Origin of the sequence: Amycolatopsis sp. NPDC051106, assembly GCF_040682775.1 — a bacterium.
Taxonomy (GTDB): domain Bacteria; phylum Actinomycetota; class Actinomycetes; order Mycobacteriales; family Pseudonocardiaceae; genus Amycolatopsis.
Genome location: NZ_JBFBBQ010000044.1, coordinates 35,800 through 49,892, shown reverse-complemented (window position 1 = coordinate 49,892; position 14,093 = coordinate 35,800). Strand labels below are relative to the sequence as shown.

Here is a 14,093-nt window from a genome sequence, read left to right as displayed (position 1 = left end):
AAACATCGGGATCGTGAAGGGATTGTTCCGGCGGCGTCGGGCGCTGACTCCGGTGTGCGAGACGGAAGGAGCACGGAAATGTCGTTCGAAGGAAAGCGGCTGGTCGTCGTCGGCGGCGGATCGGGGATCGCGCGCCGGATCGCGGCGGACGCGCACGCGGCCGGCGCCGAAGTCACCTTGGCCGGGCGGGATCCGGCGCGGATCGGCGTTCCCGGAATTCGCGCCGCGTTCGCGGATCTCGGGGACGAATCGTCGCTGAAAGCGCTTGCGGACGAAGTGGGCGAACTCGACTACCTGGTCTCGCTCGCCGGAGCGCCGGCGAACGGACCGGTCGCGGGCTTGGCGCGGGACGCGGTCACGAGGGCGTTCGACGCCAAGGTGATCGGGCCGCTCATGCTGGCCAAGCACTTCGCCCCGCGGTTCCGCGACGGCGGCGCCATCGCCTTGTTCTCCGGGGTCGCGGCGTGGCGGCCGGCCCCGGAGCGCACGGTCATGGCCACGACGAACGGCGCGGTCGCGTTCCTCGCGGAGGCGCTCGCGGTCGACCTCGCGCCGATCCGCGTCACCGCGATCTCGCCAGGGATCGTCGACTCCGGCGCGTGGGACCGCCTCGGCGCCGGAAAAGAAGATTTCTTCCGCCGGACCGCGGAAGCGACCCCGGCGCGGCGGGTGGGCAGCACCGCGGACGTCGCGGCGGCGACCCTGCAGACGCTGGCGAACCCGTTCGTCACGGGCAGTGTGCTGCACGTGGACGGGGGCGGCCGGCTCGGCTGAAACTCTGGGTGAGCGAGCCTTTACAGAACCCTGAACCATTCCTATGATCGGCCGTCCGGACGCAGTGCCCGCGCCCGGACGGCCCAGGTGGAGGGTTTGATGGCACGCAGGGCTCCGCGCAGTGAGGCGGTCACCGTGGCCGAGCTGCTGGTCCGGTCCGCCGAGGCGCACGACCGTCAGCGCGTGGCGAACAGCCGAGCGCGGCACCGGGAGAAGTCGCCGGCTCTGGGATCCCTGGCCCGGATTCGGGTGTTCTCCGTCGTCGCCGGTGCGCTCGCGCTGACCGGCGGAGTCGCGACGGCGGTGTCGATGCCGGTCGAGCGGAGCGCGGGCGCGACGTGGCCGCAGGTCGACCTGGAACCCGCGACGGTCCCGCTGGTGCCGTTCCCCGCGGACGTCGTGATCCCGCCCGCGAAGCCGGCTCCGGAATCCGTGGCACCGCCCGTCGATCCGGGCGGAATCGTCCCGGCGGTCGCCGAGTCGAAATCGAATTCCGGAGTATCGCCCGCTCGCCGCGGAAACCTCGCGAAGGCGGTCAAGATCATCGGCAAGGCGAAACTGCCGGTGAAACCGCTGAAGCAGGCGAAGCCGCAGGGCTCGCCGAAGCAGGTGGCTCCGGTGCGGCACGAAATCCCGGACTCCTCGCTGTGGTGGCGGGGGTGGAGTGCCGGCCACGACGGCGGCCGCCACCACGACTGCGGCGGCGGTGGCCGTCACCGCCGGTGACGTCAGGAGCCGAGCGGGATCTGGTACTGCATGAACCCCTTGTCGAGGGCGACCTGGTCGTAGAGGCGCCGGGCGGTGGTGTTCGAGGTGTGCGTGTGCCAGTAGACGCGGACGCACCCCCGCTCGCGCGCCCAGTCGGCGACGGCTTCGATCAGTGTGCGGCCGACCCCGCGCCCGCGCGCCTTGTCATCGGTGAACAGGTCCTGCAGGTAGCAGACGTCGGCGGACGTCGTGCTGACGTGCGTGAAGAAGTGGACGATGCCGACGAGTTCGCCGTCGAGCCGCGCACCGAGCGCGTGCATCCGTTCGCCGGTTCCGAACTCACGCCAGGCGCGGTCCACCAGCTCGGGCGCGAGCGTCCGGCCGTAGAACGTGTTGTAGCCGGCGAACAGGTTTTCCCAGGCCGGACGGTCTTCCGCGCCGAGCCTCCCCACAGTGATCATGCGCCGAGGCTAGCGTCCTGGTGGACGGGTTCGGCGAACACGCCGGACAGAACTGGCCAGTAAGGTGACGAACCCGAATCAAATTCATAGAATCACCAGCCATCAGGTCCTGATCGACCCAATCCAGCGGAGGTTCCCGATGGCGCGCACGGCCCACCGTGCCAGTGGCAAGCCCGTCACGGTGGGGGAGCTGATGCTCCGGCCGGACGTCCACGGCAGACGCCGGCCCGAGGACCTCGAGGTGCTCGAGCTCGCCTACCGGATGCGCCGCAGGGTCGGCCCGGAGCCGGCGGTGGCCCGGACGCCTCGGTCCCGAGCGCTGGCCGTGGTCACCGGCCTTTGGCGGCGCAAGCCTCGGTAGTCCCGCCGCTTTGAGTGGGGTCGTTGTCTGATCAAGCAGCGCTGATTCGTTCCCGCGGGCCACCCTCGTCGAGGGTGGCCTTTTTCGTGCCTGCACTCCGTGACAGTTGTTGCGCATAGCCGGCACGGGACCTTCTTGACGGCGGAGATCGCCAGCCGGGACCGGCTGTCCGGCGCGAGTCGATGTTGGGCGTGGGTGTAGGCCCGTAGCCGGTTAACTGCGGGCCTTTCCCGTTTGTTCATGCTGCGAATGGGAGTGGTTGGTGGAGGTTGTTGCGCCGGGGTTTTCGGCGTTTGTCCACCTCGGCAGACCGCACAACAGTGAGCAGGGCGGAGATGCGGTCGGCCAAGGCCACCGCGTCCGCTTGCCACACCGTTTCCCTGTCCATACAACAAGATTACCGAAGATCGAACGCATGTCATCACTCGATCAGGTGCGAACAAAGACCGCGGCAGGGACACCGTCGCGTGGGGAATCGGCGCTCCGGCACCGAGCAATAAGCAAGTACAAGAAGCGCCGATTTCCCACGCGACGGCGAAGCCGTATCAGTAGATGCCAGCCACACGAGGGACAACCCAAGCCCCACGTGCAAAGCATCACTCCCGATGCAGCATACTGCTCGAAACGGCGGCCAACAGCGCAACCGGATGCGCGATAGGCGACCGAGAGCCCAAGCTAGGAGTACCGCCGATGGCCCGGCACGAACGGTTGACCACCCTGCTGGACATGTTGGGGCAGCGGGAAAAGATCGACGTCGAGGACGTCGCCGCGGAGCTGAATGTCTCCGCTGCCACCATCCGGCGGGATCTCGACCACCTCGCCGAACAGCAGCTGCTCACGCGCACCCGCGGAGGCGCCGTCGCCAACGATCTCGCCTATGACCTCCCCCTGCGCTACAAGACCGCGCGGCACGTCCCCGAAAAGCAGCGGATCAGCGCCGCCGCCGCTGCCTTGGCCGCGAAGGGGATGGTCGTCGGCCTCAACGGCGGGACCACCACCGCCGGCGTCGCTCGTGCGCTGGCCATCCGGTCAGACCTGGGCGGCAGGGGGGACGCGCCTGGCATCACCGTCGTCACCAACGCGCTGAACATCGCGCACGAGCTCGCCGTGCGGCCGAACGTCAAGATCGTCGTCACCGGGGGCGTCGCGCGGCCGCAGTCGTTCGAACTGAGCGGGCCGCTCGCCACGCGCGTGCTCAGCGAGCTCACCATCGACCTGCTGTTCCTCGGGGTTGACGCCTTCGACCCCGACGCCGGCGCGTTCGCCCACCACGAGGGCGAGGCGAGCATCAACCGGCTGATGGTGGAACGCGCCGAGCGTGTGGTCGCCGTCGCGGACGGCTCGAAGCTGGGCCGGCGCGCTTTCGCGCGGATCTGTGAGACTACGGAGGTGCACGCCCTCGTCACGGACACCGACGCCGCTCCGGAGGCCGTGCGAGCCTTCGAAGCCGCCGGGGTCGAGGTCCAGGCCGTCTGACTCAGCGCGCGAACGCCAAGGCCGCCGTCAGCGCGCGGTGGCCGACCGCGGTCGGGTGGACATCGCAGCCGCCGCCCGGCAGCTTGATCAGCAGCCCCGCCGCGCACGGGTCGCCGCCGGTGCGCAGGGATGCCAGGAAGAACGCCGTGAAGCCGTCCGCGATCTTGCCGTGGTAGCGGCGGGTCACCTGCGTCAGCGCCGTGTTGAGCGCCTTGACCTGCGTCACCTGGGTCGGGTCGCGGTAGTCGAGCGAGTAGTACGACACCAGCACGACGTCGCCGCGGTAGTGGGCGCGCACCGCGGAGAGGATCGCCGCGAGATTCCGGCTCACCTGGGCCAAAGCGGCGTCGAAAGTGGCGCCCGTGCAATGGTCCGGCGTCGTGTCACGGCACCGGAACATGTCGTTCGCGCCGATGGTCAGCGTCACGAGCCGGGTGTCGCGGTGCGTTCGCAAGTACTGCACGGCGTAGTCGATCTGCGCCCCCGCATACGAAACGTGCAGGGGATAGGCCAAGCGGTAGCCGTTTTCGCAGCCGTTGCTCGGTGCGGTGACGACCAGCAGGCTGCCCGTCGTCTCGCCGGGACAAGACGCGTTCGCCAGCCGGAGCCCGCGCAGCGCCGCGTACTTCTCCGCGTAGCCGCTGAAGTTGGCCGCGTTCAGGTAAGCCGCGCCCGCGTTGGGCCGGTAACCGAACGCGACGGAATCGCCGAGCGCGAGATACCCGCCGTGGCGAGCGGAAGCTTGCGCCGGTGCGGTCAGGAGCGAACTCGCCGCGATGACCACCGCGGCCATGACGAGAAATCGGCGAAGCATCGAAAGCTCCCTCCGTCGCGTGGCCGGAACGATTGTCCTCGTTCCGGCCACGCGACGGAAGCGTCAGAAGCCGATCGTCGCCGGCGGTTTCGGCCCGGCCATCCGCGCTTCGGGCGTCCCCGGTTCGACCGCCGCGCAGTGCGTGCCACGCGGCGGGAGCTTTCCGCTGATCAGGTAGTCGTCGGTCGCCTTGATCACGCACTGGCTGTTCTTGGAGTACGCGCCGTGGCCCCAGCCGTCGTAGGTGAGCAGCGTGCTGCCGCTTTGCCGGGCCGCGGCCTGCGACCACGCGTACGGCGTCGCCGGGTCGTGCTTGCTGCTCAGCATCAGCAGCGGCGGCGCGCCGTGCACCTGCAGCGGGTGCTGCGGGTTGCTCGCCTTGTTCGGCCAGCCGATGCACCCGGTGACCGCCTGCCAGCCCAGGGAGTTGACCTTGACGTCCGGGGCGAAGGCCGCGGCCGTCCGGCGGTAGGCCTCGAGCTCGGCGTAGCTGTGCACCGGCAGCTTCCAGTCGTCGCAGAACACGCTCTGGAACACGGTGTTGACCGGGATTTCCTCCCTCAGCTGCGCCGACGCGGCGGGCGGGGTGCCGTCCGCGAACGACTTGAGGACCGTCGCGAGCCGATCCCAGCTCGGGCCGTAGAAGGAACCCTGGAAGATCGACGCCAGCGACAACGGCGTGACGACCTCGCCGCTCTGCGGGTCCTTCAGCTCTCCGCGCGCGGCCTTGTCCTGCAGGTCGCGCGTCAGCTTCGAGACGTCCCGGCCGTGCAGCGCGCAGCCCGGTGTCCGGCCGCACCACGCCACGAACTCGGCGAACTCCGCCTGCACCGACTGCGTTTCGCTGTTCAGGAACTCGAACGCGGTGAACTGCGAGTGGTCCATGTTGCTGTCCAGCACGAGGGCGCGGACCTTGTCCGGGAACAGCTCGGCGTACTGCTGGCCCATCAGCGTGCCGTACGAAACCCCGTAGTACGTCAGCTTCTTCTCGCCGAGCGCGGCGCGGATGGCGTCCATGTCCCGCGCTACGCTCACGGTGTCACCGAACTGCCCCAACGGCCCGGAAAGCCGGTTGCAGCTTTCGCCGAGGGTGCGGTTGTACGCCGCGAGTTGATCGAATTCGGCCTGGTTGCGCGGAACCTCCGGGTGGTCGGCGATGACCTCGTGGAGCCCGCACTTGATCTGCGTGCTGTCGCCGACGCCGCGCGGGTCGAAGCCGACGGTGTCGAAGCGCTTGGTGATCTCCGGCGAAAGCGACCAGCCGCCCTTGACCTGGCCGGCGCCGGGTCCGCCGGGGCCGCCCGGGTCCATCAGGACCGACCCGATGCGCGCCTGCGGGTCCGTCGCTTTCCGCCGGGCGAGCGCGATGTTCGCCGTGCCCCGGTCCGGGTGCGCCCAGTCGATCGGCACGGTCACCGCGCCGCATTCCACCTCCGGCGCGTCCGCGCACGGCCGCCAGTCGATCGACGGGGCGGCCGACGCGGGCGTCGCCGCCAGCAAGCTCGCCAGTACCGCTGCCGCCGCCGCGGCCGTCACCAGCCGCTTCGCTACCCCCGCCATCGTCAGCCCTTCCCCTTACCGACCGTGGTTGACCGGCTCCAGGAAATCACCAAACCGGTGATCGCGCCAGGTTCCCTGGTGAATCACCTCGCAGCGTCCATTGTGGACGATCGCTCGGCGCGCCGGAGCCGGTCGGCGGCCACCGCGCCGAGCACGCAGATGACTCCCAGCACCCCGAACGCCCAGCCGAACCCGGTCGCCGGGCCGGTGGTGAGGCCGCGGGACAGCACGATCACGCACAACGCGCCGCCGGCCGCGCCGCCCACGCGCATGACGATGTTGACCAACGCGGTCGCGTGCCCGAGTTCGCCTGCCTCGACCGACGCGTACGCCGCCGTCGACGCGGGCAGGATCGACAGCCCCAGTCCCGCGCCGCGGACCACGAGCAGCGCCTGGATCAGCCACAGCGGGGTGTCCGGGCCGAGCCACGGCATCGGGACGGTGCTCGCCAGCACCACCAGCGCCCCGGTGAGCGCGACGGTGCCGCCGCCGTAGCGGTCCGCCAGCCGCCCCGCCACCAGCACGAACACCGTCGTGGCCAGGCCCATCGGCGCGAGCAGGACACCGGCCTCGGCCGGCCCGGCACCGAGCCGGACCTGGAACCACAGGGGCAGCAGCAGGACCGCGCCGAACATCCCGGCGCCGGCCAGCAGGACGGACGCCAGCGCCGAGCCCATGACGGGCCGGGCGGCCAGCCGCAGGTCCAGCACCGGGTGCTGGACGCGCAACGATCGCCAGACGAACAACGCGAGCGCGAGCGCGCCGACGGCCGCCAGCACGGCGTCGAGTTCGGTGAGCGTGTAGACCAGCAGCGGCAGGCCGAGCGAGACGAGCAGCAGCCCCGGCCAGTCCACCGGCGGCGGCTGCCCGCGGTCGCCGCGCGGCACGTACCGCAGTGCGAGGCCGAACGCGACCAGCCCGATGGGCAGGTTGAGCCAGAACAGCACCGGCCACGAGAAGTGCGCGAGCAGCAACCCGCCGACGCTCGGCCCGACGACCGGCGCCAGCCCGACGACCAGGCCCAGCGTGCCCATGGTGCGGCCGAGCCGCTCCGGCCCGACGGCGAGCCCGATCACCGTCTGCCCGGCGGTGACCATGACGCCGGTGGTCATGCCTTGGAGTGCGCGGAAGGCGATCAGGGTGCCGGCGTCCGGGGCGAGCGCGCAAGCCACGGACGTCAGCAGGAACGCGGCCAGCGCCCAAAGCCACAGCCGTCCGGCGCCGAGCTTCCGCACGAGCCACGGGGTCAGCGGGAGCGCGGCGGAGAGGCCGAGCAGGAACGCTGTCGCCACCCACTGGATTCGATGAGGCTGACCCCCAGGCGCAGCCTCATCGACTCCAGCCCGACCGCGACGATCGAGCCGTCCATGTTGCCCAGGAAGCCGCCGAGCGCCATGACGCCGGAGGCGATCCAGACGGTGCGCGGGATGGGAGGAGCAGTCATGGTGGCGACGGTAAAAGCTGAAGCAAGGTCGAGGTCAAGATCCAAGCAGCCCCCGTTTCCACGCTAGCGGAGGGCACCGACAGTTTCGCTCAGCCGTGGGTGGAAGCGTCCAGGGTTGTCCCCAACAGCTCGCGCTCGTGTCAGCGGGCTGACCGGTGGCCGCGCCGCCGGTCGGCCGCGACCGTGCTCCGGTGGTGCTCCAGCGCCGCCACCGACTGCGTCACCTGCTCGAAGCTCGGCAGCGCGTGCACGTTGGCCACGAGCGTCATGTCCTTGCGCGGGATGTCCATGAAGCAGACCTCGACGCCGGACTCCGCCGCGTGCGTGGCCACCTCCTCGCGCCAGGTGGCGAGGTCGTGCTCGTCACCGAGCCATTCGTGCAGGTAGACGCACCACTTGCCGCGCAGCAGCTCGCCCGCGATGGCTTCCTGCCCGACCAGGTACGGCTCGGTCACCCGGTCGTCCATGACCGTCCCCGAGTACGCCAAGGCACCGCTTCCCTCCTGCTCCCCGGCGGTGACCCGGACCACCGGAAAGCGCTATCCCGGGTGACGGCCTCCCCACCGCGGCCGAGCAGCGCGAACCCCCGCGACCGATACCGGTTTCCGGGGACGGCGCAAACATACCGGCGAATTTGGCGCACAGCAACCATTTCCCCGGTGTGCCGAAGATCTTGACATCGAACGTGCACAGCTCGCGTGCGAATGCACGTGCCGGGCGTCGGCAGGCATTTGAATCTTCACTGACCTGTTTCTAGATTGCTTTCTGCATGATGCACATTGCGGGAACGGCCGCGAGTGTCGCCCGGAGGAGGTTCGGCGACCCGCCGAAGTAGGCGCCGTCCGTGACGTACGCCGTGTCGCCGCGGACGGCGACGGCGGTCGGGTTGGCCAGACCGTCCGAAGTGGACAGAATCGTCTTCACCCCGTCGCGGCCGACCGTGACCACCCGGTTCTCCTGGTTGATCGCGGCGACGACCGCGCCGTCGTGGAAGGCGAAGTCGTCGACCGGCCCCAGGCCTGTCGCGACGACCTGCCCGGAACCGCCGGTGAGCGGGAACCGCACCAGCGTGCCGCGGTCCAAATTGGACACCCAGACCGCGCCGGCGTGGACCTTGATCCCGTTGGCGCCGAAGCCGCTCACCGGAGCGAGCAGCTCGCCGGTCGCGAAGGCGGAGACGTGCCCGCGTGGCGAGACCCGCCACACCGTGGAGCCGAAGGAATCGGCGACGAAGAGGTCGCCGGTGGCCGGGTCGCGCGCGACGCCGTTCTGGAACCCGGACGGCGGCAGCGCGGCCACCCGGACCGGCGCGGCGCCGGGCCGGACCCGGTAGAGGCCGGTCGCCGCGGTGCCGGTCGAGACGGCGACGTACAGGTCGCCGCCGGGTGCGCGGACGATGCCGCCGAGGAACAGTTTCCGGTGGACCACCGGGACGTCGCCGTCGTCCGGTACCGGGATGCGGGCAATGATCCGGACCTGCCCGCCGGGCGTGACGCGGCCGATTTCGCCGGTGTAGGCGAAGGTGAGGTCGGCGGAGCCGTCGGGCTCCAGGGCGATGTTCTCCGGCTGCTGCCCGGCGGCGAGGTCGAGGGGGATGATCCTCGACGCCGCGTCCGCGGGGGTGGCGGGCAGGGCGAAGACGGCGGCCGTGGCCAGCACGGCGCCGATTTGCTTGATGCGCAAGGGAACTCCGATTTCGTGAAGGAGTGCGGTTCGTGAAGGGAACGGCGAAGAGAACCCCGGATCGCCGTGCCTTCGACGGTAGGCCCGCCGCACCTCCGGCCACCAATAGCTCAGGCTGGGGTGGCCATCGGAAATCCGATCACAGGTCGCGCGCGAAGCAGCGTGAGAGCGGTTCGCCGACGTACGGCCCGTAAGCGTCGATGGGTTCGTAGCCTTCACGCTGGTAGAAGCGGATCGCGTCCGGCTGCCCGGTGCCCGTCTCCAGGAGCAGCCGGCCGATGCCGAAGTCGCGCGCGCGGTCTTCGAGCGCGCGCAGCAGGGCGGCCGCGACGCCGGTACCGCGAGCGGCCGGCTCGACGTACATGCGCTTGACCTCGCCCGAACCCGGCCCCAGGAGGCGAAGCCCGCCGCAGCCGACGGCTGTCCCGCGGGCGTCCCGCGCGACGAGGAACACCGCGACGGTGTCGGCGGTCGGCATCGCGCCGGGCTCGTGGTCGTCGGTGCCGTAGCGGGCGTCCAGTTCGGTGCGCTGGGCCGCGCGCAGGCGGACGGCGTCCGGGTCGTCCCAGGTCACGGCCGTGATCTCGATGGTGGCGGGCACGGCACTCCTTTCCGTAACAAGCGTTACCGTAGCAGCTGTTACGCTTCCCGGAAAGGAGGTTCCGTGCCGAGACAGCGGGACGTGGGGGCGCAGCGGGAGCTGTTGTCCAACGCGGTGTGGCGGGTGCTCGCCGAGGACGGCCTGCCGGGCCTGACGCTGCGCGCGGTCGCCGAGCGCGCCGGCTGCACGACGGGGCTGGTGATGCACGCGTTCCCGACGAAGAAAGCGTTGCTGCTGCACGCGCGAGACCTGCTCTACGACCGCACGGCCGTCCGCGCCGATGCCGCCGAAGCCGCGAGCGGGGACGCGTCCGGTGCCCTGGAAGCGGTGCTCGGCCAGGCCGTCGACCTGCCGCACGGCCACCACGACGAATCCCGGGTCTGGGTGGGCTTCCTCGCGGCGGCCCTGGCCGACGAAGACCTGGCCGAACGCCACCGCGCGGCGAACCACTCGTTCCTGGCCCGGATCCGCCGGCTCGTCGCGGCGTGCCGTCCGGAGTGGACGGACGAGCGGCTCGAGCTGACGACGAAGAGCCTGGTGGCACTGGTCGAAGGCCTGAACGTCCTGGCCGCGGCCGATCCGAAGGGCTATCCCGCACGGCTGCAACAGGACGCGCTCGCCCAGGCGCTCCAAGCGGTCGTGAGTGAGAAACGGGGTCGGAACCCTGTTTCTCACTCACGACCTGACGCCGGCACCGGGCCGAACCGGCGGCGGTAGGCGCTGGGGCTGAGCCCCGTGTGCCGCCTCAGTTGCAGGCGCAGGTTCGCGGCCGTGCCGAAGCCGCTCGCCTCGGCCACCCGGTCGAGGCGCAGCTCGCCGCGTTCGATGAGGCGGCAGGCCAGCGTCACGCGCTCGGTCGTCAGCCACGCCAGCGGGGTCGTGCCGAGCTCCGCGCGGAACTTCCGGTGCAGTGTCGCCGGGCTGGTCGCCGCGCGCGTCGCGAGGTCGTGCACGGTCAGGGGCCGGTCCAGGCGGCCCAGTGCCCACGCGAGCACCGGCGCGAGGGAGGTTTCCGGCACCGCCGGCACCGGACGCGCGATGAACTGCTGCTGACCGCCGTCGCGGTGGCCGGTGAAGACCAGGCGGCGGCTGACCGCGTTGACGACTTCGGCGCCGTGGTCGCGCTGGATGAGGTGCAGGCCGAGGTCGAGCGACGCCGCGCTGCCGGCCGCGGTGAGGACGTCGCCCTCGTCGACGAACAGCACGTCCGGCTCCCACCGCACCCGGGGAAACCGCGAAGCGAACTCGGTGGCCCACTGCCAGTGGGTGGTCGCGCGCTTGCCGTCGAGCACGCCGGCTTCGGCGAGGGCGAACGCGCCGGTGCAGAAGCTGACCAGCCGGGCGCCCCGGCCGGCGGCCCGGCGGATCGCCGCGATGATCGCCGGGTCGGTCGGCACGCCGGTGTCCGGCCGGGCCGGCGCGATCAGCGTGTCGGCCGTGTCCGCGGCCTCGATGCCGGCGACGCCGGTGAGCGTGAACATCCCGAGGTTCATCCGCACGTCCGGGGTCGCGGAGCAGAGCGTGAAGTCGTACCAGGGCCGGTCCAGCTCGGGCCGCCGCAGCCCGAACAGCTCGGTCGCGACCCCGAGCTCGAACGGGTTCGACTCCGCCGTCACGATCGCCACGACCCGGTGCGAGAATTCTTGCGGCATGTGCGATTCCTAGCACTCGCGGGCCGGAAAGACCAGGTCGACCATGGTGGGCATGAACCCGATCGACCTGAACGAAGTCCTGGCGAGCTTCGACGCCGCCTGGAGCCCGCGGATCGTCACCCGCGTGAACGACTACGACATCCGGCTGGCGCGCTTCGCCGGCGAGCACGTGTGGCACGTCCACGAAGACACCGACGAGTTCTTCCTGGTCCTCGACGGCGAGATCGAGATCGGCCTGCGCGACCCGGACGAGCGGGTGGTGTCGCTGGCTCGCGGCCAGGTGTTCGTCGTGCCGAAGGGGACGTTCCACAAGCCGTCGTCGAAGACGGGCGCGAGCGTGCTCCTCGTGGAGCCGGCGGGGACGCTCTCGGTCGGCGACGAGCACGACGAGGTGCCGGACCACGTCGACGTGACCACCGGCCACCTGGTCTGACCTGCTGAGTCTCTCCGGGCAACGGCGTATCCTCGGCCGCATGAAACGGACCTCGTTCGCGCAGTGGCCGTGCTCGATCGCGCGCACCATGGACCTGCTGGGGGACTGGTGGACCCCGCTCGTGCTGCGGGACGCCTTCTACGGCGTCCGCCGCTTCGACGAGTTCCAGCAGGCGCTCGGCATCGCGCGCAACACCCTCGCCGACCGGCTCAAGCGGCTGGTCGACGAGGGTCTCCTGGAGAAGGTCGCCTACCAGGCCGAACCGGTGCGCTACGACTACGTGCTCACCGAGAAGGGCCGTGACTTCTACCCCGTGCTGCTCGCGATGACGCGGTGGGGCGACAAGTGGCTCTCGAGCGAAGCGGGCCCGCCGATCACCGTGCACCACGCCGCTTGCGGGCACGACACCCACGCCGAAATCGTCTGCGCGGACTGCGGCGAACCGATGACGCCGGCGGACACCCGGATGCGGCGCGGCCCCGGCTTTCCGCCCCGGCTGGCGCAGCGTCCGGACGTCGAAGCTCGGTTCGCCCGGCAGGAGTGACGTTGACAGCGTAGGTCTATCTACGCAACTATCGTGGTCAGAGGCTCACTGAGAGGGGTGCGACCACGATGGAGTGGACCGGCGCGCGGTACGCGGACAAGCCGACGGCCGAGGTTTCGACCTGGATCGCCGCCGCCCCGGAGGTCGTCTGGCCGGTCGTCTCGGACATCGCTGTGATGCCTTCCCTGAGTGCCGAACTGCAGTCCGTCGAATGGCGCGAGGTCGGCCGGACGTTCGTGGGCAAGAGCAAGCACGACGCGTTCGGCGAGTGGGAGACGACGTCGTACGTCGTCGAGTGCGAAGAGCCGCGCGTGTTCGCGTGGGCGGTGCAGGATCCGGCCGAGCCGAGCTCGGTCTGGAAGTTCACCCTCGAACCGGCTGACGGCGGCACCCGGCTGTCGCAGTGGATGCAGATGGGCCCGGGCCGGTCCGGGCTGTCGTTCGCCATCGACCGGATGCCGGAAAAGGAACAGAAGATCGTCTTCGTGCGGATGCGGGAGTGCGAAACCGCGATGACCGGCAACCTCGCCGCCATCAAGGACCGGGTCGAAGGCCGATGAAGACCGCGACGACGGTCGAGTTCTCCCAGGACACGCGCACGACGCTGGACTTCGTGCTGGAGGCGGAAAAGCTCGGCCTCGACGTCTGCTGGGTCGCCGAGGCCTGGGGTTCGGACGCGCCGTCCGCGCTCGGCTACCTCGCCGCCCGCACCGACCGGATCCGGCTGGGTTCCGGCATCATCCAGCTCGGCACGCGCACGCCCGTCGCGATCGCGCAGGCCGCGTTGACGCTGGCCGACCTGTCCGGCGGCCGGTTCGCGCTGGGGCTGGGCCCCTCGGGGCCGCAGGTGATCGAAGGCCTGCACGGCGTCCCGTTCGCGAAGCCGCTGACACGCATGCGTGAGACCGTCGAAATCATCCGTCAGGCCTTCGCCGGCGAGAAGATTTCGTTCTCCGGCAAGGCTTTCGAGATCCCGCTGCCCGGCGAAGCGCGTCCGATGCGGTTGTCCACCACGCCGAACCCGGACATCCCGATCTACCTCGCGACGCTGTCGCCGAAGCTTCTGGAGCTGACCGGCGAGGTCGCGGACGGCTGGCTCGGCACCAGCTTCGTCCCCGAAGGCGCCGACGCGTACTTCGGGCCCCTCGACGCCGGACTCGCGAAGTCAGGCCGCACGCGCGAGAGCATCGACGTCTGCCAGGGCGCCGAAGTCGCCTTCGCGGACAACGAGGACGAGCTGCGCGTCATGGTCGGCAGCCGCAAGAAGGAGCTCGCCTTCAGCCTCGGCGGCATGGGCTCGGCCACCACGAACTTCTACAACGACGCCTACAGCCGCCAGGGCTGGGCGGACGTCGCCGCCGAGGTCCGCGAGCGCTGGCAGGCCGGCGACCGCGACGGCGCGACCGCGCTCGTCACCGACGAAATGGTGCTCGGCACGACGCTGATCGGCACCGAAGAGATGGTCCGTGCCCGGCTGCGCGTCTGGCGCGACACCGGCATCGACACGGTCCGGCTCTACCCGGCCGGCGAAACGCTCGAAGCGCGCCTCACCACCTTGGGCCGCGCGCTGGACCTGCTCTGA

Annotated in this window: 18 protein-coding genes; 9 read left to right on the top strand and 9 right to left on the bottom strand. The window is 70.6% G+C overall.

The genetic code is table 11. The annotated features are described in order from the left end of the window. Window positions 1–78 precede the first annotated feature (78 nt). The gene (locus tag AB0M83_RS28860; RefSeq protein WP_364521534.1) at window positions 79–774 is read left to right on the top strand and encodes an SDR family oxidoreductase; all 696 of its coding nucleotides are present in this window, start codon (window positions 79–81) and stop codon (window positions 772–774) included. A 99-nt stretch (window positions 775–873) separates the two neighbouring features. Then, window positions 874–1,500, top strand: coding sequence for a hypothetical protein (locus tag AB0M83_RS28855; RefSeq protein WP_364521533.1), 627 nt, complete (start codon window positions 874–876; stop codon window positions 1,498–1,500). Window positions 1,501–1,502: 2 nt separating this feature from the next. Here AB0M83_RS28855 and AB0M83_RS28850 read toward each other — a convergent pair whose 3' ends face one another. Then, entirely contained in the window at window positions 1,503–1,943 is a 441-nt protein-coding gene (locus AB0M83_RS28850) for a GNAT family N-acetyltransferase (RefSeq protein WP_364521532.1), read from the bottom strand. 139 nt (window positions 1,944–2,082) lie between these two features. Between AB0M83_RS28850 and AB0M83_RS28845 the strand changes: the two genes are divergently transcribed. Both AB0M83_RS28845 and AB0M83_RS28840 read left to right on the top strand, forming a co-directional pair. Further along, the gene (locus AB0M83_RS28845; RefSeq protein ID WP_364521531.1) at window positions 2,083–2,304 is read left to right on the top strand and encodes a hypothetical protein; all 222 of its coding nucleotides are present in this window, start codon (window positions 2,083–2,085) and stop codon (window positions 2,302–2,304) included. 690 nt (window positions 2,305–2,994) lie between these two features. Further along, a complete protein-coding gene (locus tag AB0M83_RS28840; RefSeq protein WP_364521530.1) occupies window positions 2,995–3,780 on the top strand; it encodes a DeoR/GlpR family DNA-binding transcription regulator in 786 nt (261 codons plus the stop codon). A 1-nt stretch (window position 3,781) separates the two neighbouring features. On the opposite strand, the gene AB0M83_RS28835 is transcribed toward AB0M83_RS28840, so the two are convergent. From AB0M83_RS28835 to AB0M83_RS28805, 7 genes are all read right to left on the bottom strand, one after another. Beyond that, complete coding sequence (locus AB0M83_RS28835; protein ID WP_364521529.1) at window positions 3,782–4,594, bottom strand: GDSL-type esterase/lipase family protein; 813 nt, start codon at window positions 4,592–4,594, stop codon at window positions 3,782–3,784. Between the two features lie 63 nt (window positions 4,595–4,657). Further along, entirely contained in the window at window positions 4,658–6,154 is a 1,497-nt protein-coding gene (locus AB0M83_RS28830) for an alpha/beta hydrolase (protein ID WP_364521528.1), read from the bottom strand. Window positions 6,155–6,237: 83 nt separating this feature from the next. Next, complete coding sequence (locus AB0M83_RS28825; protein WP_364521527.1) at window positions 6,238–7,446, bottom strand: MFS transporter; 1,209 nt, start codon at window positions 7,444–7,446, stop codon at window positions 6,238–6,240. Beyond that, complete coding sequence (locus tag AB0M83_RS28820) at window positions 7,401–7,598, bottom strand: hypothetical protein (RefSeq protein WP_364521526.1); 198 nt, start codon at window positions 7,596–7,598, stop codon at window positions 7,401–7,403. The genes AB0M83_RS28825 and AB0M83_RS28820 overlap by 46 nt, the downstream gene beginning before the upstream one ends. 140 nt (window positions 7,599–7,738) lie before the next feature. Continuing rightward, window positions 7,739–8,128, bottom strand: a complete 390-nt coding sequence (locus tag AB0M83_RS28815) for a hypothetical protein (protein ID WP_364521525.1) — start codon at window positions 8,126–8,128, stop codon at window positions 7,739–7,741. Window positions 8,129–8,351: 223 nt separating this feature from the next. Further along, the gene (locus tag AB0M83_RS28810) at window positions 8,352–9,281 is read right to left on the bottom strand and encodes a hypothetical protein (RefSeq protein WP_364521524.1); all 930 of its coding nucleotides are present in this window, start codon (window positions 9,279–9,281) and stop codon (window positions 8,352–8,354) included. A 139-nt stretch (window positions 9,282–9,420) separates the two neighbouring features. After that, complete coding sequence (locus AB0M83_RS28805) at window positions 9,421–9,882, bottom strand: GNAT family N-acetyltransferase (RefSeq protein ID WP_364521523.1); 462 nt, start codon at window positions 9,880–9,882, stop codon at window positions 9,421–9,423. Window positions 9,883–9,945: 63 nt separating this feature from the next. On the opposite strand from AB0M83_RS28805, the gene AB0M83_RS28800 reads away from it, so the two are divergent. After that, entirely contained in the window at window positions 9,946–10,599 is a 654-nt protein-coding gene (locus tag AB0M83_RS28800; protein ID WP_364521522.1) for a TetR/AcrR family transcriptional regulator, read from the top strand. Here the strand turns inward: AB0M83_RS28800 and AB0M83_RS28795 are convergent. After that, window positions 10,554–11,534 carry a helix-turn-helix domain-containing protein gene (locus AB0M83_RS28795; RefSeq protein WP_364521521.1) on the bottom strand — a complete coding sequence of 327 codons (981 nt, stop codon included), beginning with the start codon at window positions 11,532–11,534 and terminating at the stop codon, window positions 10,554–10,556. The genes AB0M83_RS28800 and AB0M83_RS28795 overlap by 46 nt on opposite strands. Before the next feature lie 43 nt (window positions 11,535–11,577). Between AB0M83_RS28795 and AB0M83_RS28790 the strand changes: the two genes are divergently transcribed. The 4 genes from AB0M83_RS28790 (at window position 11,578) to AB0M83_RS28775 (ending at window position 14,093) form a co-directional block, all read left to right on the top strand. Further along, window positions 11,578–11,967 carry a cupin domain-containing protein gene (locus tag AB0M83_RS28790; protein WP_364521520.1) on the top strand — a complete coding sequence of 130 codons (390 nt, stop codon included), beginning with the start codon at window positions 11,578–11,580 and terminating at the stop codon, window positions 11,965–11,967. Between the two features lie 40 nt (window positions 11,968–12,007). Then, entirely contained in the window at window positions 12,008–12,511 is a 504-nt protein-coding gene (locus tag AB0M83_RS28785) for a helix-turn-helix domain-containing protein (RefSeq protein ID WP_364521519.1), read from the top strand. Window positions 12,512–12,579: 68 nt separating this feature from the next. Next, window positions 12,580–13,071: an SRPBCC family protein gene (locus AB0M83_RS28780; RefSeq protein ID WP_364521518.1), complete on the top strand. Its 492-nt coding sequence runs from the start codon at window positions 12,580–12,582 to the stop codon at window positions 13,069–13,071. Next, the gene (locus AB0M83_RS28775) at window positions 13,068–14,093 is read left to right on the top strand and encodes an LLM class flavin-dependent oxidoreductase (protein ID WP_364521517.1); all 1,026 of its coding nucleotides are present in this window, start codon (window positions 13,068–13,070) and stop codon (window positions 14,091–14,093) included. Before AB0M83_RS28780 ends, AB0M83_RS28775 begins: the two co-directional genes overlap by 4 nt.

Coding starts and splice junctions, on each gene's coding strand:
- AB0M83_RS28850 (WP_364521532.1), bottom strand. CDS start 1,943: ATGATCACTGTGGGGAGGCTCGGCGCGGAAGACCGTCCGGCCTGGGAA.
- AB0M83_RS28845 (WP_364521531.1), top strand. CDS start 2,083: ATGGCGCGCACGGCCCACCGTGCCAGTGGCAAGCCCGTCACGGTGGGG.
- AB0M83_RS28840 (WP_364521530.1), top strand. CDS start 2,995: ATGGCCCGGCACGAACGGTTGACCACCCTGCTGGACATGTTGGGGCAG.
- AB0M83_RS28775 (WP_364521517.1), top strand. CDS start 13,068: ATGAAGACCGCGACGACGGTCGAGTTCTCCCAGGACACGCGCACGACG.
- AB0M83_RS28785 (WP_364521519.1), top strand. CDS start 12,008: ATGAAACGGACCTCGTTCGCGCAGTGGCCGTGCTCGATCGCGCGCACC.
- AB0M83_RS28790 (WP_364521520.1), top strand. CDS start 11,578: ATGGTGGGCATGAACCCGATCGACCTGAACGAAGTCCTGGCGAGCTTC.
- AB0M83_RS28835 (WP_364521529.1), bottom strand. CDS start 4,594: ATGCTTCGCCGATTTCTCGTCATGGCCGCGGTGGTCATCGCGGCGAGT.
- AB0M83_RS28795 (WP_364521521.1), bottom strand. CDS start 11,534: ATGCCGCAAGAATTCTCGCACCGGGTCGTGGCGATCGTGACGGCGGAG.
- AB0M83_RS28855 (WP_364521533.1), top strand. CDS start 874: ATGGCACGCAGGGCTCCGCGCAGTGAGGCGGTCACCGTGGCCGAGCTG.
- AB0M83_RS28780 (WP_364521518.1), top strand. CDS start 12,580: ATGGAGTGGACCGGCGCGCGGTACGCGGACAAGCCGACGGCCGAGGTT.
- AB0M83_RS28830 (WP_364521528.1), bottom strand. CDS start 6,154: ATGGCGGGGGTAGCGAAGCGGCTGGTGACGGCCGCGGCGGCGGCAGCG.
- AB0M83_RS28820 (WP_364521526.1), bottom strand. CDS start 7,598: ATGACTGCTCCTCCCATCCCGCGCACCGTCTGGATCGCCTCCGGCGTC.
- AB0M83_RS28860 (WP_364521534.1), top strand. CDS start 79: ATGTCGTTCGAAGGAAAGCGGCTGGTCGTCGTCGGCGGCGGATCGGGG.